This is a genomic window from Mesorhizobium sp. P2_D5, assembly GCF_056404355.1.
This window is the reverse complement of the sequence record NZ_JBFUEE010000004.1, coordinates 84,513-102,773: the sequence shown is the minus strand read 5'-3', so window position 1 is coordinate 102,773 and position 18,261 is coordinate 84,513. Positions and strand designations below refer to the sequence as shown.

Here is an 18,261-nt window from a genome sequence, read left to right as displayed (position 1 = left end):
CGCGGGCTTGCCGGACGTGCCGGCCAACGGGTCGAATTTCATGCAATTTCGCTTGCTCCAGCCTTTCGCCGGGCTTCTGTTTTTTTGCCTGCTATTGCTTTCCCTGGCTCCAGCCAGTGCGCAGCTTTTCGAGACCAAGGCCGCGCAGGTCTTCATGATCGACGCCGAAACCGGGACGGTGCTGTTTTCGAAAGATGCCGACAAGCCGATACCGCCGGCTTCGATGGCCAAGCTGATGACCATGGAAGTGGTTTTCAACGCCATAAAGTCCGGACGCCTGAAGCTCGACGACACGTTCGTGGTCAGCGAAAACGCCTGGCGCAACGGTGGTGCGCCTTCGGGAACTTCGACGATGTTTGCCAAGCTCAAATCGTCGATCCGGCTCGAGGATCTCATTCAGGGCGTAACGGTTCAGGCGGCCAATGACGGCTGTATTGTCATTGCAGAAGGCATGGCCGGTTCGGAGGACAATTTTGCTGCGCAGATGACCGAGCGCGCGCGCCAGATCGGGCTCAAGACATCGACGTTCGTCAATTCGACCGGCCTGCCGGCGGACGGCCAACAGACGACGGTGCGGGAGTTGGCGCTGCTGGCCGTGCATCTGTGGCGCGATTATCCGGATTTCTATCGCTACTACGGCCAGAAGGATTTTACCTGGAACAAGATCTCGCAGCGGAACCGCAATCCGCTTCTGGCAATGGACATCGGCGCCGACGGCCTGGCGGTCGGCGCGAGCGAGACGTCAGGCTTCGGCATCGTCGGTTCGGTCAACCACAACGGCACGCGGGTGATCGCGGCGATGAGCGGACTGGCCAGCGACAAGGAGCGTGCCGAAGAGGCGCGAAAACTGCTCGACTGGGGTGTTCGCTCTTTCGAGAAGACTGAAATCTTCGCCAAGGACGAGGTGGTCGGCGAAGCCCAGGTTTTTGGCGGCGCGAAATCCGGGGTGACGCTGAAGGCCAAGGGTCCGATCGCCATCTTCCTGCCGATCACCAATCGCGACAAGCTGACGGCCAAGATCGTCTACACAGGCCCGGTTGCCGCTCCGGTGGAGGAAGGGCAGCCGGTGGGCGCGCTGCGCGTCTGGATCGGCGACACGCTCAGCCAGGAAACGCCGCTTTTTGCCGCCGAGTCGATTGGCGTCGGCACGTTGCCGCAGCGCGCGCTCGATGCCGTCAAGGAACTGGCGATCGGCTGGCTGCGCTAGAGCGATTCATCGTTTCACGGAAACGCAGAACCGCTCTATCTCTTGGCTTTGACGCAATTCCCTAGGGAAAGTGCTGCGCTTTTCCCGGGAAAACCGTTTCACACTTTTCCTGGAATTGCGCTAGCGCCGTCGGCATAGACGTTTGCCCCGACGCGGACTATCTAGAGCGCTATAACCACCCGCAAGCATGGCAAAGGCTTTTTCGATTGGCGCGCGGATTTTTCATCACCTTCGAAGGCGGCGAAGGAGCAGGCAAGTCGACGCAGATCGAGCGGCTGGCCAGGAAGATGCGCGCCAAGGGATATGATGTCCTCCCCACTCGTGAACCTGGCGGCTCGCCTGGCGCCGAAGCTGTCAGGCATGTGCTGCTTTCGGGCGCGGCCGAACCCTTCGGGCCGAAAATGGAGGCGCTGCTGTTCGCCGCCGCGCGCTCCGACCATGTCGAGCAGGTCATCCGTCCGGCGGTCGAGCGTGGCTCCATCGTGCTTTGCGACCGCTTCCTGGATTCCTCCCGGGTCTACCAGGGCGTGACCGGCGGTATCGACCCGGCGTTCATGGATGCGCTGGAGCAGGTCGCCATCAACGGCATGATGCCGGACATGACGCTGATCTTCGACATCGATCCGGCGGAGGGCCTCAGGCGCGCGACGTTGCGGCGCGGCACCGAAGCAATCGCCGACCGCTTCGAAAAGGAGAGGCTGGCGATCCATCAGGCCCGCCGCGAGGCGTTTCTGGCAATCGCGGCTGCCGAGCCGCAACGCTGCATCGTCGTTAACGCCGCCGCCGATCCCGATACGGTCGAGAATGTCGTCACCGCCACCGTGTTCGCGGCGCTGGAGGCAAGAACGCCTTCGCGCAACAGGCAGGCGACGCCGGCATGATCTTCGAGCGCATCGCACCCGAGCAGCACGACACGCTCGACGGGGTGCCCGAGCCATCCGAAACACCGCGTCTGGTTGGACACCGGCAGGCCGCCGGGATGCTCACCGCCGCCTATCGTGCGGGAAAGCTGCCGCATGCGCTGATCTTCTCCGGGCCGGTCGGCATCGGCAAGGCGACGCTTGCCTTCCATCTTGCGCATCATCTCTTGAAGCACCCGGACTTCGCGCAGGCGCCGGAAAGCCTTGCCGTTCCCGATCCGGCCTCGTCGCTGTTTCGCCAGATCGCCACCGGCGCGCATCCTTGCGTGCTGCATCTGACCCGTCCGCCCAACGACAAGACCAAGAGCTTCAAGACCGTCGTCACCGTCGACGAGATCCGAAAAGTCAGCCGCTTCCTGTCGCTGACCTCGCATGACGGCAGCTACCGGGTTGTGATCGTGGACCCGGCCGACGACATGAACACCAATGCCGCCAATGCTTTGCTGAAGAATCTGGAAGAACCGCCGGCGCGAACGCTGTTCATCCTGATCGTCCATGCGCCGGGCAGCCTGCTGCCGACGATCCGGTCGCGCTGCCAGGTGGTGCGATTGACGCCGCTCGATGCCGACGACCTGATGGCGGTGCTGGAAACGACCGAACCGCCACCGCCGGACGATCCTGCCGCGCGCGCGGCGCTGGCCGAGCGGGCAGGGGGCAGCGCGCGCAGTGCGATCCTGTTGACGCAGTATGGCGGGCTGGAGATCGCCTCAACGCTCGACGCCCTGGTGGCGGCAAGAAAGAACGATGTCGGCGGCGCGTTTCGCCTTGCCGAGGCTGTCGCCGGCCGCGACCAGGCAATCCAGTTCGACATCTTCAACCGCCGGGCGCTGGAGCTGTTGTCGGATGCGGCAAGCCAGGCAGCGCTGGCGGGTGACCTCACACGGGCCAAAACACTGTCGGACACTTGGCATGAGGCGCTCGACGCTATATCTGAGACGGACACCTACAATCTCGACAAGAAGCAGCACGCCTTGACCATGATCGACCGCCTGAATTCTGCAATGCGAATGTGACGGTTTTTCCATGTATGCCGTGCCCCAAATCCGGGGCCACTTTTGGGCGGCATGCATTGGCCCCGGGATGGCAATCGCCGCCCCGATGCGATATCCACCGCCACGCCTTTCCATTCAGACATTCATGACGGTTCATTCATGTCACGCGACAAGTTCTACATCACGACGGCGATTTCCTATCCGAACGGCAAACCGCATATCGGCCATGCCTACGAACTGATCGCAACCGATGCGCTTGCCCGCTTCCAGCGGCTCGACGGCAAGCAAGTCTTTTTCCTCACCGGAACCGACGAACACGGCATCAAGATGCTGCAGACCGCCAAGCGCGAAGGCATTTCGCCGCGCGAACTGGCCGATCGCAACTCGGCTGAGTTCAAGCGCATGGCGGAGGCGCTCAACGCCTCCAATGACGATTTCATCCGCACCACCGAAGAGCGGCATTACGCGTCGTCGCAGGCGATCTGGAAGGCAATGGCCGCCAATGGCGACATCTACAAGGGCGGCTATGCCGGGTGGTACTCGGTGCGCGACGAAGCCTACTACGGCGAGGAGGAGACGGAGGTCCGCCCAGACAATGTCCGGTACGGGCCACAGGGAACGCCCGTCGAATGGGTCGAAGAAGAGAGCTATTTCTTCCGCCTCTCGGCCTATCAGGACAAGCTCGTCGCGCTCTATGAAAACCAGCCCGACTTCATCGGCCCGGCTGAGCGCCGCAACGAGGTAATGAGCTTCGTCAAATCGGGACTGAAGGACCTGTCGATCTCGCGCACCACCTTCGACTGGGGCGTGCCGGTGCCGGGCGACGAGAAGAACGTGATGTATGTGTGGGTCGACGCCTTGACCAATTACATCACAGGTGTCGGCTATCCCAATGAAAATGCTGACGATTGGCATTTCTGGCCTGCGGATGCGCACATCATCGGCAAGGACATCGTCCGCTTTCATGCGGTGTATTGGCCGGCCTTCCTGATGTCTGCCGGCATCCCCCTGCCGAAACGTGTCTTCGGCCACGGCTTCCTGTTCAACCGCGGCGAGAAGATGTCGAAATCGGTCGGCAACGTCATAGACCCGTTCACCATGATCGAGCACTACGGTCTGGACCAGGTGCGCTACTTCTTCCTGCGCGAGGTGCCGTTCGGCCAGGACGGCAGCTACAGCCATGAAGCAATCGTCAACCGCACCAACGCCGATCTTGCCAATGGCCTTGGCAATCTGGCGCAGCGCTCGCTGTCGATGATCGCCAAGAACTGCGGCGGCGTGGTGCCGCAACGCGGCACCCTGGCGGATGAGGACAAGGCGATCCTCGATCAGGCAAGTGCCGTGCTCGCCGTGGCACGCAAGACCATGGCCGAGCAAGGCATCCATCTGGCGCTGGCGGCGATCTTCGGCGTGGTGGCGGAAGCCGATCGTTATTTCGCGGGCCAGGCGCCGTGGGCGCTGAAGAAGAGCGATCCGGCGCGCATGGAAACCGTGCTGTGGACGACTGCCGAACTCGTCCGGCGCGTGGCGCTGTTGTGCCAACCCTTCATTCCGGGATCGGCCAACAAACTCCTCGACCTGCTGGCGGTGCCGGCGGACAGCCGCGATTTCGTGCATGTCGCGGCAGACCACGCGCTTGTGTCGGGGGTTGCCTTGCCCGCGCCGGAAGGGGTGTTCCCGCGTTACGTTGAACAGCCGGATGCGAACGCCTGATGCTCGTCGACAGCCATTGCCATCTGGATTTTCCAGACTTCGCCGAGGAGCGGGCGGCTATTGTCGCCCGCGCCAAGGCGGCCGGTATCAGCCGCATGGTGACGATCTCGACGCGCGTGAAGCGGTTTCAGCAAATCCTTGAAATCGCTGAAACCTTCGAAGAAGTGTATTGTTCGGTCGGCACCCACCCGCACAACGCCGCGGAGGAACTTGACGTCACCGCCGCAGACCTTGTGCGCCTGTCAGCCCATCCGAAGGTAGTGGCGATTGGCGAGGCAGGGCTCGATTACTTCTACGACAAGGCGCCGCGCGATGCCCAGGCGCAGGGCTTTCGCGCTCACATCGCCGCCGCTCGGGAAACCGGGCTGCCGCTGGTCATCCATTCGCGCGATGCCGATGACGACATGGCAGCCATCCTTGAGGACGAAACGGGGAAGGGCACCTTCCCCTTCATCCTGCATTGTTTTTCGTCCGGACGCCTGCTGGCCGAAATTGGCGTCGCGCTCGGTGGCTATGTGTCGTTCTCGGGTATCCTGACCTTCAAGAATTCGACCGAGTTGCGCGCCATTGCCGCCGATGTGCCGCATGACCGGCTGCTGGTCGAAACCGACGCGCCCTATTTGGCGCCCGTGCCGTTTCGCGGCAAGCGCAACGAACCAGCCTATGTCGCGCACACGGCCAAGGTGCTGGCTGAAGTGATCGGCGTCAGCGAGGCTGACATCGCTGATCTGACGACGAACAATTTCTTCCGTCTGTTCGGCAAGATGCCGCGACCTCCCGAGCAACCTGCTTGGCCCGAGCAAAGCGCCTGAACGATGACCGACCGGCTGCGCCTTACCATTCTCGGCTGCGGCTCGTCGCCAGGTACGCCGCGCATCACCGGCGACTGGGGCAATTGCGACCCAGATAACCCGAAGAACGGGCGCACGCGCGCGGCCGCACTCGTCGAGCGGATTGCTGCGGATGGCGGCCGCACCAGCGTCGTCATCGACACTGGACCGGATTTCCGCCAGCAGATGCTTATGGCGTCCGTCAGGCGCATCGATGCGGTCGTCTACACGCACCCGCATGCCGACCACATCCACGGCATCGACGACCTGCGTGGTTTCGTCCTCGATCAGCGCCAGCTGATCGATATCCATGCCGACCAGCCGACGATGCTGCGCCTGCGGCAGGCCTTCGGCTATTGTTTCGAGACGCCGGCGGGCAGTTCCTATCCGCCGATCGTCGACGCTCATATCATCCATCACGCCAAGCCGGTCGTCATCGAAGGTGAGGGGGGTGCCCTCACCCTCGAGCCGCTGCCGCAGGTGCATGGCGACATCATATCGCTCGGTTTCCGCATTGGCACGCTCGCCTATTGCCCTGATATCAGTGACTTTCCGGAGGCCACTGTCGAACGGCTGCGCGACCTCGACGTGCTGATCATCGACGCGCTGCAGTACCGGACGCACCCCAGCCATCTGTCGCTTGGCGAAGCACTGGAATGGATCGAGCGGCTGGCGCCACGGCACTCCGTGCTGACGCATATGCATGTGCCGCTCGACTACGCCACGGTGATGGCCGACACGCCAGCCAACGTCGAGCCAGCCTATGACGGCATGGTGATAGATATCCCATATGATTGATAGCGATGAGGCCAATCCTTCATCGCTGGCCGCACTGGAATTTCGACAATGAATGACGCATGGTCAAATCGTCTGGTCAACGCGGATTTCAGCCGCCGTGCATGCCGGATCGACTTGCCGCGATAGACACGACGCAATCGAAGAGATCTTGAGGTCGCGGGTTGGCGTGACCGCCATAGCGTTGTGGGCATCATCTATTTGCTGCAGCCAGATGGGCGCCAAACGGCTGATAATGCGGAAAAATCTCCGCCTGCCGTCATACGCTTCAGTTCCATAATCTATCTTATGCGACTTTCTGATGTGCGGTAATGCCACCCGGCTAGAGCAATTGGCCGCAGCGCAAATGAGAACGCCACCGGCCAACTGACCAGTCACCGACTGGCGATGCACACCGCCTGCGCTATTCAAGCATGACCACGGCCTCCACCTCGAACAGCATGGGGTCAATTGCAAGCTTGGGAACGGGAACCAGAGTCTGCGCCGGCAGCGCCTCGCCGAACATTGCCTTGACGTTCTCGGTCAGCACCTCAAGCTTTGACATATCGTGATCGACCACGAAGACCGTCAGCTTGGCGACCTGATCCGGTTTCGCGCCGATCCCGTCCAACGTGGTACGCAAATTTGCGTAGGCCTGCTTAACCTGGACGGCGAAGTCGGGCGACAGCGCTCCCGCGCTGTCCTGGCCGCCCTGCCCGGAGATATAGGCGACCCTGCCTTCACGGGGTGTGATCACCGCTGTGCTGTAGCCATTCGGCGACGGGTCGTAGAGGTTTTGGGGATTGACGATGGTCAGCTTGCGATCGTTCTCATTGGCTGTAGCCGCCGTGGGAACTGCGATGGTCATGATGATTAGCCCTCCAGTAAGCAGACGCTTGATTGCGCGTGACATGATTTTCTCTCGGCTCCGCGGACTGCGAGCGACCTACCCTCGCGGCCGGCATGATTGAACTTTAGCCACATCGCCCATACGATGACTCGTGCGGTGTACGAGTCATCTTATGGTACGTCGTACGAGTCAATCGTTCAAGATCGACATTCGTCGCGTTGCCGGTCAAAATCGATGTCCTGAATAGTGAGGATAGATGGATGGCAGCCAAGCGTAGCGGCGCCCGGAGCAAACGGTCTCAACGGATCGATGTCTCGCTTCAGCCGGTGCAGGAGGCAAGCAGTGAACCGCCTCTCACGCGGGAACGTATCGTGGCGACCGCGGTAGAACTGCTGGACGCCCAAGGCGTCGACGGATTGACGATGCGTCGGCTGGCCGATCGCCTCGGCTCGGGCGTGATGAGCCTATATTGGCACGTCGACAACAAAGAGGATGTCTTTGATCTGGCGCTCGACTCGGTGCTCGAATATCGCGAACCGCCGCAAATGGCTGAGTCTCAAGACTGGCGCGGAGAAGTCGTCCATATGCTCGAAGACTGGCGCACCGGCATGCTGCGCCATCCCTGGTCGGCATCGTTGTTACCGCGCAGGGCGCTCGGCCCGGGCATCCTCAGCCGCCTGGAGCTGCTGAGCAAGACCTTGTCCAGCGCCGGCGTGGCGGACGCAAATCTGAACGTCGCGATATGGTCACTCTGGAACTATGTGATGGGCGCCACAATCACCCGGACGAGCTTTGACCTCTCGGACGACAACAGGGCCGCCGCGCAGCAGCGCCTTGCGCATCTCAGCGGACGCTACCCGACAATCGAACGCTCTCGTCTGCTGTTGGATGACGATTGGCTCGGCGCTTTCAGGAAAGGCCTCGACTTCCTGCTCGATGGCCTCGCTCCACGATAAAGTTCCGCCGGCCGACATTTATTCCTCGCCTTCCTTGGCCTTGGCTTCCGCAATCTGTTTGCGTACCACCGCATCCCTGGCGGCAGCCGCACTTGCCCCATGGTCCTCATTGCCGGCTGCGACCTGCACTGTGGGCGAGGCAAACTCGATCCCGTTTGCCGCGAACGCTTCGCGGATCATGACATAGGCCCGGCGACGGATCGTGAATTGGTGTCCCGGCTTGGTCGTCATCGCGAAACTGAGGTTGATGCCATAATCGCCGAAAGCCTCGACGCCCTTCATCTTCAAGGTCTCGATGATCTGCGGACCGAATTCCTCATCTGCCAGCAGCTCGGCGCCGACCCCCTTGACCAGTTTTTTGACCTTGGCAATGTCCGTGTCGTAGTTGACCGAAATGAAGAACTTATCGATCACCCAGTCCCGGCTCATGTTCTGGACGGCGCCCAACGAGCCGAATGGAACTGTGAAGATCGGGCCGCGGTGATGGCGCAGCTTGACCGAGCGAATGCTGAAGGACTCGACCGTGCCCTTGTAGGTGCCGCTCTGGATATACTCTCCGACGCGAAACGCATCGTCGGTCATGTAGAACACACCACTGATGACGTCCTTCACCAGCGACTGCGATCCGAAGCCGATGGCAACGCCGAAGATGCCCGCGCCCGCGATCAATGGACCAATCTCGACGCCAAGGCCGGAGAGAACCATCATGATCGCAATGGCGGCAATGAGTGCGGCGAGAAAATTCTTCAGGATCGGCAGCAGCGTTAAAAGCCGCCCGCTGCGGGCAAGCGCTGCCTCATCGCCGCCCTCGGTGCGGGCACGATCGATGCGACCGCCAATGAGACCCTTCACAAGTTGCCAGATGAGATCAGCGGCGAGCAGCACCACGATGCCACTCAATACCCCTCGGATGATGCGGTCTATACTCTCGTCACCCATCATTCCGCTGGCACGCAAACGCACGACGGTCGCGAGCCAGGCAACGGCGAGCCCGATAATGATCGCCCTCGCCCCACGCTCAACGAGCACTTCGAAGATGGCATTGTTCGACTTCGTCGTCTCGTCGGAGCTGGCGAAAAACGACTTGGTGATTGAACTGGCGGATCTCAGGATTGGTGGGAGGATCAAGCCATAGATGCCAATCCACAAAAGCGTGCTCATGCCCACGACCCACAAGAGCCAGAGCATGCAAAGGAAGAATGTCAGCAGCCATTCCTTGAGGCGATAGACCTTGGAAGCCCCGACCGCCGCCGGCCGACGCCATACGGATTCGATCGACACCGCGAGGAGACCGAGACCGAGTATGTAGACGATGAGATTCCTGACGTTCGGCGTGAAGTGGAGGATGTTCATCTCGCCTGCGAGCGCCCATCCAAGGAAGAATACGCCAGCAAACAACGCGACGCGGCGGCGCCAGAAAGCAGCGGTGACATCGTCCATCGGAATGAGCCGGACCTTCGGCTGGTCTCCAAGGTTCAAATTGCCGTCCGCCGTGCCGAGAATAACTGACGTGATCCGCATGATCACGCGCCAGGCGATGACAGCGATCAGCAAAGGCAGCACCAGCGCAGAAAGCAGTGGTGGCCAGGTAAACGCCAGGAAGGCGCCGACACTGGCCATTGCGAACACGACGAGCGGCGCGATGGCGACGAACAACGTTCGGGCGATCACATGATGTCGGGCGGGTACGCCCGATTCGGGGCTTTGAGCTGGGTTGCGGTGGTGAGCCCTGCCGACGATACGGCGGAAGATGAACTCGGCACCTAACCCAAGCGCCACAAAGGCCGCGAACAGGACGAGGATCGCTCCCGGCCCTCGCCCGTGAATCTCGGTCATTATCGTCGAGCTTGCGCCGGAAATCTCGTCAGGGACTTCAGGAACCGCATTGCCAATGCCCCGCAAATGCTCGCGAATGGCGTTGGACCAGACCATGAAGTCAGTGGCGGAAGCGCCCATTGGCATTGCCGAATCGGCCGCGGGTGCCGCGCCCTTCTCGGCGATCCACGCCTTGACTTCGGGATCGTTCAGCAATTTCAGCAACTGCTCGACTTTTTCAGGTGGAGGAGGTGGCGCCGAGGTCGCCTGCGCCCGGGCGATCGCAGTGAATGCGATCAGGGACGCCATCAGCATTGCAAACAACACGCCGGTTCTGCCAGCCCGGAAAACCATCACACTCATCTGCTGACCCCCGATGGACTCACTTTCACTATGCCCACAACATACTGCCTCACGAACAAAATAGTGTAGGCGATGCAATACGCCCGAACAGGGCCGGAATTGTCTGGCGAAGCGGAGTGCCAAGGGATTTCGGCCATCAATCGCCAGTCCCCGCTCAGGTAAGGCAATTTCGCGTTTCAGCTGGGGTGGCGCGTTTCGCTCCACAGAGCTTCGCCAAACTGATACATCCGCATTCGACAAAATTTCAGCCAGACCATCATCAAGACCAAATGACCGCATCTCCCTTTCTCGACTTTCCCGAACGCCTCGCCGATGGCCGCATCCCCAGTACGGTGATCTTCGGAGCCGGTCACGGCAGCACTTATCCCGGCAAGGACAGCAGCGGCTATGCCTTGGCCGCCGATGCCATCCGCGCCGCGAGCCAGGGCGATGCCGCGCTCGTCGAGCACTGGGATTTCGATCTCGGCGGCCCGCTGTTCGACGGCAAGCCGGGCTGCTGCATCGACGCCGGCGATATCCCGACCACCATGCATGACAATGCCGGCAACCGGACCCGGATCGAGTCGAAGACGCGCGAGGTCCTGGCATTGCCGGCCGTACCGATCCTGCTGGGCGGCGACTGTTCCGTGACCTTTCCCTTCCTCGCCGGCTTTGCGGATCACGGACCGGTCTGGATCCTGCAGATCGACGCCCATATCGATTGGCGCGACGAGGTGTCTGGCGAGCGACACGGCTATTCGAGTCCGATGCGTCGCGCGAGCGAGATGCCGCATGTCGCCGGCATGGTGCAGGTCGGCCTTCGCAGCGTCGGCAGCGCAGGCATAACCGAGATCGAAGCGGCGCGGCGCTATGGCAGCCGCTTCGTGACCGCCCGCGAGATTCACGCACAGGGCGTCGAAGCCGCGCTGCGGCATATTCCGGAAGGATCGCGGGTTGTTGTCACGCTCGACTGCGACGCCCTCGATCCCAGCATCATGCCGGGTGTGGCGGCGCGTACGCCCGGCGGCCTCACCTACACGCAGGCGTTCGACCTGATCGCGGGCCTCGGCAGGCGGGCCAGGATCGCAGGATTCGATCTTGTCGAATTCTATCCTCCGGGCGATATCGACAGCCTGTCGGCCCTGACCGCGGCGCGCCTTCTCGTCAATGTGATCGGCACCATCGTCCGGCAGGTTTGAAAGCCGGCTTCCTCTCGTAGCATGACGGCCCAGTAAGGTTGCCTCCGCTGCCGAGAGGATACCCAGACTTGGCCTCACCCTCGGACCGGCGGCAATTCAGGCGAATCCATTGGGCTTCCCAAAGGGAAGTCCTTCCTATCGACCACATCCGCCCGGTCTTCCCCAGAGTTGCTATAGGTTCCGGCCGCGTGCGGCTACATCCGCTGGGGCCTCATCCGCCAGATAGCCGAGATCCTTTTGTTCCGGCAGTGACAGGCCGGCAAGTGCCCTGCGCTGCCTGAAATCCTGATATCGGCGTCGAAACCTTGCGAAGACACGCGCGACATGCCCGGCGAGCAAAACGGAAAAACGGGAGGTCGGCTGGAAGGTCCTGAGGCTGCTGGAGGTCATTTCATTCTCCCTCGTTCGAATTCGTGAGGGCAGTGTCCTACCGGCGCGCTTTGTCGATGTTCATCTAGGCGTTAAACCGGAGGAGAAACCACTACCGAAGCCGCTAAATCGTCGTTAAGTCGGCGCGGGGAAGTGATATTCTACCCGAGGCTGCTACAGGGGGGTCGGGGTGCACATCGGATTGCTTGGCGGTATCGAGGTTGTTTCTTCAGGCGGGCAATCGCTGAACTTCGCGACGCGCAAGACGTCGTTGCTGTTTGCCGCGCTCGTTCTGGCCGGGCCCAAGGGCCTTCGCCGCGAGAGGGTGGCGGCGATGCTATGGGCCGACAGCGGCGAGCAGCAGGCGCGGAACAGCCTGCGCCAAGCGTTGGTCGACATCAGGCGGCTGTTTCCGCCCACCGGCGACGAGGCCATACGTGTCGAAGGCAATGCCCACACCATATGGCTGGCGGCAAATGCCGACGAGGCCGACATCTGGATGTTCGACCGGAATATCCTGGCCAGTGACGGCGCCAGCCTAGCGACAGCGGCGAACCTCTACCGGGGCGACTTGCTCGACGGTCTGTCGTTTCCTGGCGAGATCGACGAATGGCTTGCGCCGCTTCGGGCGAACTATGCCCGCAAGGCGCTGGACCTCGCCGAGCGGCTGAGCCTTCTGCCGGAGACGGACGCCAGCGAGGAAATGGCTTGCGAAAGGCTGGCGGAGCGGCTGGTGGCGCTCGATCCATGCGCCGAGCAGGCCCACCGGGCGCTTATCCGCATCTTCCGCCGTCGCGGCAAGACCAACGACGCCTTCCGCCAGTTCCTGGCCTGCGAGGTGGCGCTGAAGCGCGAGCTCGGCGTCGCCCCTGAAGAGGCGACGCAGGCGCTGGTCGAGCGTATCGAGGCGCCTGAGGCAAAGCATCGGCACGAGCACGCGTCCAGCAGCTCCGGCCCGCCGGAAGCCGGGGCGCCTCGGCGGGAAACGGTGGCGGAACCGGCGCGCGCCGTCGTTTCCATACCGGAAAAGCCGTCGATCGCGGTGCTACCGTTCCAGAACATGAGCGGCGACGCCGAGCAGGACTATTTCACCGACGGCGTGGTCGAGGAGATCACTACGGCGCTGTCTCATGTGAGCTGGCTGTTCGTGATCGCGCGGAATTCCGCTTTCGCCTATAAGGGCCAGGCTGTTGATATAAAGCGCGCGGCGCGCGAGCTGGGAGTGCGCTACGTGGTTGAGGGCAGCGTGCGCAAGGCGGGTAGCCGGCTCCGCGTTGCGGGCCAGCTGATCGAGGCAGCAACGGGCGCGAGCCTGTGGGCCGACCGTTTCGAGGGCGACGTCGCCGACGTGTTCGAACTGCAGGACCTCGTCGCCTCCAGCGTCATAGGTGCGATTTCGCCCAGGCTCGAACAGGCCGAGATAGCGCGGGCCAAGCGCAAGCCGACCGAGAGTCTCGACGCCTACGACAATTACCTACGCGGCGTGGCGAGCCTTTACCGCTGGACGAGAGCGGGACTGGAGGAGGCGCTGCCGCATTTCTACAAGGCCATTGAGCTCGACCCTGACTTTGCCGCCGCACAGGGCGCTGCCGCTTGGTGCTACTTCTGGCGAATGGCGAACGGCTGGATGACGGACCGGCAGAAGGAGACCGCAGAAGTTTCCCGGCTGGTCGGCAACGTCACCATAGCAGGCCAAGACGACGCGGTAGCGCTGGCTTTCAGCGGCCTCGCACTGGGCTATGTCATCGGCGACTACGAGGCCGGTTCGGCACTGACCGACCGGGCGCTCGTGCTTAACCCCAACTGCGCCGCCGCATGGAGCGCCAGCGGCTGCCTAAAAGCCTGCCATGACGACCCGGACATCGCGATCGAGCATCTGTCGCGGGCAAGGCGGCTGAGCCCGCTCGATCCGCTGACTTTCTTCATGCAGTGCTTCACGGCCTTCGCCCATTTCGTGGCCGGACGCTATGATGCCGCCTGGCCGATCGCGGAGGCGGCATCCCGCGCGCAGCCCTATTATCTCACCGGTCTACGCGTGGCCGCAGCCAGCAACGCCATGGCCGGCAGGCTGGATGCCGCGAGCAAGCACATCGCGCTGTCACTGCAGCTCGATCCCGAATTGACCCTCTCCAACCTCAGGCACCGGGTGGGGCAGATCAGGCCGGCCTATTTCGTCAGATATGTCGAGGCACTGCGGCTAGCCGGCCTGCCCGATTGAGCCGGGCGGCGTGAGCCCGCTCCCTGACCGCCCCGCGCCTTCTCGTCAATGTGATCGAAACCATCACCCGGCGGGTTTGAACGCCGGCTTCCTCTCGTAGCATGACGGCCCGACAAGGTTCCCTCCGCTGCCGAGAGGATACCCAGACTCGGCCTCACCCTCGGACCGGCGGCAATTCAGGCGCGTCCAATCCCTTGAAGGGATCGCGCCAGGCCTCGATCTCTTCAAGCCTACGACACCAGCGGCCGACAGAGGGATAGTCATCGAGCGGCAGTTTGGCGGCCTCGTTAAACGGCAGGAAGGTCGCCATGCGGAAGTCGGCGTAGGAAACCGAATTTCCGACCAGCCATTCCCGTGCGAAAAGTTCTGTTTCGAGTATTGCAGCGGCCGTGCGGAAATGCGTCAGCCCCTCCTCCATACGCTGGTGATCAATCGGGCCTATGCCGTACCGCTGTTTGGTGCCACGTTCGAAATGCACCGTGTCGCAAGCGAATGCGAAGTGCTCCTTGCCCCAACTCAACCACCGGATCATCTCGGGCTCGTCATCGCCGGTGCGCCAGAAATCCGAACGCACGTCGCGCGACAGCCGGCAGGCTATGGCGTCTGCCTCCCAGAGGCTTTTTCCGCCGTCGTCCACAAGTATGGGCAATGAGAGATTGGGGTTTAGCAGGCGATATTTCTCTGCCTGTCCAGGAGCGAATGGCGAGGCAAATTCAAATTCGACCTTCGCGTCGAGATAGCGGGCCACCGCGACGGCGAGCCGAGGATTGGGATTGCGGCTGAAGTAAAGCTTCACTGGACACCTCCGGTGTGGCTAGCCAACGCTATTGCCTCAGCTGTCAATGACGGGCGTCACAACAGCCGGATTTGATAGCTCAGCACCCGCTTGGCGGCCGGCGCGATCAGCATCAGGCCCGGCTTGTCGACAAAATCGCCGTCGAAGCCCACCGGACTTGCGATGCCGTGCCAGGGCTCGATGCACAGGAACGGCGCGCCGCCCGGCTTTGACCAGACGCCCAATTCCTGAAATCCCTGCCAGGCCATCTCGATCGCCGGACCACGCTCGCCGGCATAACGCACGCTGGTGCTGGCGGGCTGGTCGAGAATGACCGCGTCCTCGTCGAACAGCCGCTCGGAGAGCGCGAGGATGTTGCCTTCGACGGGCGTCGGCTGCGGCGTCTTCAGCAGCAGGCCGTCCTTCAGGCGACGGACCGGAGCAGGCTCGGCAGCAGCGAAAGTCAGCAGGTAATCCGTCTTGGCCAGATCCGGCAGTAACGGCCAATTGAATGCCGGATGCGCCCCGATGGACGCCGGCATCGGCTCTTCGCCGGTGTTGGTTATGTCGAAGGTGACGCCAAGCTGCCGGCGGTCCAGCGTGTAGGTCACGGCGAGGCGAAAGGCGAATGGATAGTGCGTGCGGGTATCGGCGTCGTCGGTGAGAACCAGCGTGCAGGATCGTGGGCCGCTCTGGGCCCAGGCAAACGGCTTGTCGCGCGCGAACCCGTGCTGCGTCATCGGGTAGGTTTGGCCGCGATGGCGCAGCTGATCTCCGTTCAGCCGGCCGACGATCGGAAACAGCACCGGCGAATGCCGCCGCCACTCCGGCCCGGCCTGCCACAGGAACTCAAATCCCTTGTTGTCTTGCAGCGAAACCAGTTCGGCGCCCTGCGCAACGATGGTCGCCGAGATGCCGTCGCCCTGAAGCGTTTGGCTGTCTTGTGCCACATATCCTCGCGCGGTCGATATTGAAGGGTGGTGCGGTGGCAGACTAGCAAAAGCTCTTGGGGACTCAAGGTGTAGCCGGTCCTGCCAGAACGAATTGTGGCCGGAGGATCTCCCTCCGGCCACCTCCCCGCATCAGGGGCGATAGTCCTCGCCCCTGCCCACAGCGGACAGTCGTTACTCGCGTTCGCCGGTGAAGTTCAGCAACAGCTGGAAGATGTTGATGAAGTTCAGATAGAGCGAGAAAGCGCCGAACACGGCCAGCTTCTGGCGCGATTCCGCGTCGAAATTCTCGGCATACTGCTCCTTGATCGTCTGCGTGTCCCAGGCGGTCAGGCCGATGAACACGGCGATGCCGATCACCGAGATGGCAAACTGCAGCGCGGTCGAGCCGAGGAAGATGTTGACGATGCTGGCGATCACCACGCCGATCAGGCCCATGATCAGGAACGACGAGAACTGGGTCAGGTCACGCCTGGTCGTGTAGCCGTAGAGGCTGGTGGCACCGAACATGGTGGCGGCGATGAAGAAGGTGCGCGCGATGCTGGTTCCGGTGAAGACCAGGAACACCGAAGCCAGCGACAGGCCCATGACCGCGCAGAAGGCCCAGAACATCGCCTGGGCGCTGGCCGCCGACATGGTCTGCATCTTGAACGAGAACAGCATGACGAAGGCGAGCGGCGCCAGCATCACCACCCATTTCAACGGGCTGGAGAAGATCGGCACGTAGAGCGCCGGCGTCGATGAGATCATGAAGGCGACCAGGCCGGTGACCACGAGGCCAACGCCCATATAGTTGTAGACGCGCAGCATATGCTGGCGCAGGCCCTCGTCGTGGACAGCTCCGGTTTGGGCACCGGCGCCGACGCGGTATCCCAGATTGGGGGTGTTCATATGAATTCTCCTTTGTGTATCGGTCAGCAAAGAGTGGGTCGGTCAGTAAAGCGTTTTGGCGAGCGTCTCGGCGGCGCGGTCGAGGTCGTGGACCTCGCTTCGTCCGACCACCGCATAGGCGACCTCGCCGATCTGGAAATAGGCCGAAGAAATGTCGCCCGAGGGCGCGACGGTCGGCTTGACGACGTCAAAGGTGCCCGGCCGGATCGCAAACAGCGAGACCAGGCCCATCTCATTCGTCTCGACAGCCATCTCGACGCTCGGACCGAAGCGCGACGGATAGATCTGCACGTCGCGCACCTTCCAGCCCTTGGGCAGCGAGGGCATGACGATGGCAGTCGCGGCGCGGATCTCGCCGGCATTGTAGTTGGGCGCCTCGGGCTGCGAAGGCATGGTCTCGCGCACCAGCGTCGTTCTATGAGCCCGCACCGCCTCGTCGACATAGGCGGGCGGCTGCGGCGAGGCGACGACCTTGGTCACCGACATCGGCCCGATGATGCCGTTCGCAAGCCAGCCGGCGGCGACGAAGGCGGCCACTGCCGCCGCGCGCTGCAGCACACCGAAGATGCGGCCGCGGAAAAGCCCCCTCTCCAACCGCCGCGCGGCGTCGGCGGTCGCCGGCCGCGCCATGCCCCCGGACCCGGCAAGCGCCACGCGCAGTTCGTCGCGGGTCCGCAGATCCGACATCACGCGCGCCGCCGCCTCCGGACGGGTGGACAAAAACGCCTCGACCTCGATGCGGCGGGCGACATCGAGCTGGTCGTCGACATAGGCGTCGAGGTCGGTATCGGCCACGGGATCGACAGTTCCAGTCATGACGGTCCTCCAACGATCCTGAGGTGGTTTTTCGTCTTCGAGGGCGCCGCGTCCTCCATCTTGCGCAGTGCGGCGCGCGCCCTGCCGATGCGCGACATCAGCGTTCCCAGCGGCACGCCACTGGCATCGGCCGCCTGTTGATAGGAAAGCCCTTCGATGGCAACGAGATGCAGGGCCGAGCGCTGTTCTTGCGGCAGGCTGAAGAAGGCTTCGCGAACCTGGGCCAGGCGCACGGAATGTTCCTGCGGCGCCGGTGTGCTGCCATCGGCAAGATATCCGGCCTGTTCGAGGCGAGCGGCTTCGGATTTGCGGGAGCGCATTTTGTCGATGAATGTATTGTGCACGATCGACAACAGCCATGCGCGCAAATTGCCGCTGGAGCGGAAAGTGGCGCGCCGTTCATAGGCCCGCACCAGCGCGTCATGCACGAGATCCTCGGCGTCCGTGCTGTCACGCGTCAGCGAGCGCGCGTAGCGGCGCAGCGAACCGAGCTGTCCTATGATGTCAAAGCGCGGCATCGACCGTTTCATGTCCTGTTTACGGAGCATGTGGGGATTTTAATCCCAGCCGCGCCATTTTTTCGCGGATCGCTGGAGGACATCGTTCGCAACCGCCCTCGCCTCGCCGGCAAAACCGGGCAGTCC

General features: G+C 62.5%; 16 protein-coding genes. 9 read left to right on the top strand and 7 right to left on the bottom strand.

Annotation, left to right across the window (positions count from 1 at the left end; all coding sequences use genetic code 11):
• The first annotated feature begins 40 nt into the window (after positions 1-40).
• The 6 genes from AC1DYW_RS18080 (at position 41) to AC1DYW_RS18055 (ending at position 6,460) form a co-directional block, all read left to right on the top strand.
• Positions 41-1,207 carry a D-alanyl-D-alanine carboxypeptidase family protein gene (locus AC1DYW_RS18080; protein ID WP_477227131.1) on the top strand — a complete coding sequence of 389 codons (1,167 nt, stop codon included), beginning with the start codon at positions 41-43 and terminating at the stop codon, positions 1,205-1,207.
• A gap of 206 nt (positions 1,208-1,413) precedes the next feature.
• Positions 1,414-2,088 (top strand): dTMP kinase, encoded by a 675-nt coding sequence (gene tmk / locus AC1DYW_RS18075; RefSeq protein ID WP_477227130.1) that lies wholly within the window; start codon positions 1,414-1,416, stop codon positions 2,086-2,088.
• The gene (locus tag AC1DYW_RS18070; protein WP_477227129.1) at positions 2,085-3,140 is read left to right on the top strand and encodes a DNA polymerase III subunit delta'; all 1,056 of its coding nucleotides are present in this window, start codon (positions 2,085-2,087) and stop codon (positions 3,138-3,140) included. Before tmk ends, AC1DYW_RS18070 begins: the two co-directional genes overlap by 4 nt.
• 138 nt (positions 3,141-3,278) lie before the next feature.
• Positions 3,279-4,832 (top strand): methionine--tRNA ligase, encoded by a 1,554-nt coding sequence (gene metG / locus AC1DYW_RS18065; RefSeq protein WP_477227128.1) that lies wholly within the window; start codon positions 3,279-3,281, stop codon positions 4,830-4,832.
• Positions 4,832-5,644, top strand: a complete 813-nt coding sequence (locus AC1DYW_RS18060) for a TatD family hydrolase (protein WP_477227127.1) — start codon at positions 4,832-4,834, stop codon at positions 5,642-5,644. The genes metG and AC1DYW_RS18060 overlap by 1 nt, the downstream gene beginning before the upstream one ends.
• Before the next feature lie 3 nt (positions 5,645-5,647).
• Positions 5,648-6,460, top strand: coding sequence for an MBL fold metallo-hydrolase (locus AC1DYW_RS18055; RefSeq protein ID WP_477227126.1), 813 nt, complete (start codon positions 5,648-5,650; stop codon positions 6,458-6,460).
• Between the two features lie 400 nt (positions 6,461-6,860).
• Here AC1DYW_RS18055 and AC1DYW_RS18050 read toward each other — a convergent pair whose 3' ends face one another.
• Entirely contained in the window at positions 6,861-7,349 is a 489-nt protein-coding gene (locus AC1DYW_RS18050) for a RidA family protein (RefSeq protein WP_477227125.1), read from the bottom strand.
• A 197-nt stretch (positions 7,350-7,546) separates the two neighbouring features.
• Between AC1DYW_RS18050 and AC1DYW_RS18045 the strand changes: the two genes are divergently transcribed.
• Complete coding sequence (locus AC1DYW_RS18045) at positions 7,547-8,242, top strand: TetR/AcrR family transcriptional regulator (RefSeq protein ID WP_477227124.1); 696 nt, start codon at positions 7,547-7,549, stop codon at positions 8,240-8,242.
• 18 nt (positions 8,243-8,260) lie between these two features.
• Here the strand turns inward: AC1DYW_RS18045 and AC1DYW_RS18040 are convergent, their stop codons facing one another.
• Positions 8,261-10,699, bottom strand: a complete 2,439-nt coding sequence (locus tag AC1DYW_RS18040) for a mechanosensitive ion channel family protein (RefSeq protein ID WP_477227123.1) — start codon at positions 10,697-10,699, stop codon at positions 8,261-8,263.
• Here AC1DYW_RS18040 and AC1DYW_RS18035 point away from each other — a divergent pair.
• Together AC1DYW_RS18035 and AC1DYW_RS18030 are read left to right on the top strand one after the other, a co-directional pair.
• Positions 10,690-11,598, top strand: a complete 909-nt coding sequence (locus tag AC1DYW_RS18035; RefSeq protein WP_477227122.1) for an agmatinase — start codon at positions 10,690-10,692, stop codon at positions 11,596-11,598. The two genes, AC1DYW_RS18040 and AC1DYW_RS18035, sit on opposite strands and share 10 nt — an antisense overlap.
• A gap of 559 nt (positions 11,599-12,157) precedes the next feature.
• Entirely contained in the window at positions 12,158-14,185 is a 2,028-nt protein-coding gene (locus tag AC1DYW_RS18030; RefSeq protein ID WP_477227121.1) for a BTAD domain-containing putative transcriptional regulator, read from the top strand.
• Positions 14,186-14,339: 154 nt separating this feature from the next.
• Here the strand turns inward: AC1DYW_RS18030 and AC1DYW_RS18025 are convergent, their stop codons facing one another.
• The 5 genes from AC1DYW_RS18025 to AC1DYW_RS18005 all read right to left on the bottom strand — a co-directional run bounded on the left by AC1DYW_RS18025 (position 14,340) and on the right by AC1DYW_RS18005 (position 18,147).
• Positions 14,340-14,981 (bottom strand): glutathione S-transferase family protein, encoded by a 642-nt coding sequence (locus AC1DYW_RS18025; protein ID WP_477227120.1) that lies wholly within the window; start codon positions 14,979-14,981, stop codon positions 14,340-14,342.
• A gap of 56 nt (positions 14,982-15,037) precedes the next feature.
• Complete coding sequence (locus AC1DYW_RS18020; protein ID WP_477227119.1) at positions 15,038-15,910, bottom strand: aldose 1-epimerase family protein; 873 nt, start codon at positions 15,908-15,910, stop codon at positions 15,038-15,040.
• 174 nt (positions 15,911-16,084) lie between these two features.
• Positions 16,085-16,801 carry a Bax inhibitor-1/YccA family protein gene (locus AC1DYW_RS18015; RefSeq protein WP_477227118.1) on the bottom strand — a complete coding sequence of 239 codons (717 nt, stop codon included), beginning with the start codon at positions 16,799-16,801 and terminating at the stop codon, positions 16,085-16,087.
• Between the two features lie 42 nt (positions 16,802-16,843).
• Positions 16,844-17,617, bottom strand: a complete 774-nt coding sequence (locus AC1DYW_RS18010; protein ID WP_477227117.1) for an anti-sigma factor family protein — start codon at positions 17,615-17,617, stop codon at positions 16,844-16,846.
• Positions 17,614-18,147, bottom strand: a complete 534-nt coding sequence (locus tag AC1DYW_RS18005; RefSeq protein ID WP_477227541.1) for a sigma-70 family RNA polymerase sigma factor — start codon at positions 18,145-18,147, stop codon at positions 17,614-17,616. The genes AC1DYW_RS18010 and AC1DYW_RS18005 overlap by 4 nt, the downstream gene beginning before the upstream one ends.
• Positions 18,148-18,261: the final 114 nt, after the last annotated feature.

What these genes read in the sequence shown, in the direction of transcription:
- AC1DYW_RS18070 (WP_477227129.1), top strand. Translation starts at nt 2,085, where the DNA reads ATGATCTTCGAGCGCATCGCACCCGAGCAGCACGACACGCTCGACGGG.
- metG (WP_477227128.1), top strand. Translation starts at nt 3,279, where the DNA reads ATGTCACGCGACAAGTTCTACATCACGACGGCGATTTCCTATCCGAAC.
- AC1DYW_RS18005 (WP_477227541.1), bottom strand. Translation starts at nt 18,147, where the DNA reads ATGAAACGGTCGATGCCGCGCTTTGACATCATAGGACAGCTCGGTTCG.
- AC1DYW_RS18045 (WP_477227124.1), top strand. Translation starts at nt 7,547, where the DNA reads ATGGCAGCCAAGCGTAGCGGCGCCCGGAGCAAACGGTCTCAACGGATC.
- AC1DYW_RS18080 (WP_477227131.1), top strand. Translation starts at nt 41, where the DNA reads ATGCAATTTCGCTTGCTCCAGCCTTTCGCCGGGCTTCTGTTTTTTTGC.
- AC1DYW_RS18010 (WP_477227117.1), bottom strand. Translation starts at nt 17,617, where the DNA reads ATGACTGGAACTGTCGATCCCGTGGCCGATACCGACCTCGACGCCTAT.
- AC1DYW_RS18050 (WP_477227125.1), bottom strand. Translation starts at nt 7,349, where the DNA reads ATGTCACGCGCAATCAAGCGTCTGCTTACTGGAGGGCTAATCATCATG.
- AC1DYW_RS18015 (WP_477227118.1), bottom strand. Translation starts at nt 16,801, where the DNA reads ATGAACACCCCCAATCTGGGATACCGCGTCGGCGCCGGTGCCCAAACC.
- AC1DYW_RS18035 (WP_477227122.1), top strand. Translation starts at nt 10,690, where the DNA reads ATGACCGCATCTCCCTTTCTCGACTTTCCCGAACGCCTCGCCGATGGC.
- AC1DYW_RS18060 (WP_477227127.1), top strand. Translation starts at nt 4,832, where the DNA reads ATGCTCGTCGACAGCCATTGCCATCTGGATTTTCCAGACTTCGCCGAG.
- AC1DYW_RS18055 (WP_477227126.1), top strand. Translation starts at nt 5,648, where the DNA reads ATGACCGACCGGCTGCGCCTTACCATTCTCGGCTGCGGCTCGTCGCCA.
- AC1DYW_RS18040 (WP_477227123.1), bottom strand. Translation starts at nt 10,699, where the DNA reads ATGCGGTCATTTGGTCTTGATGATGGTCTGGCTGAAATTTTGTCGAAT.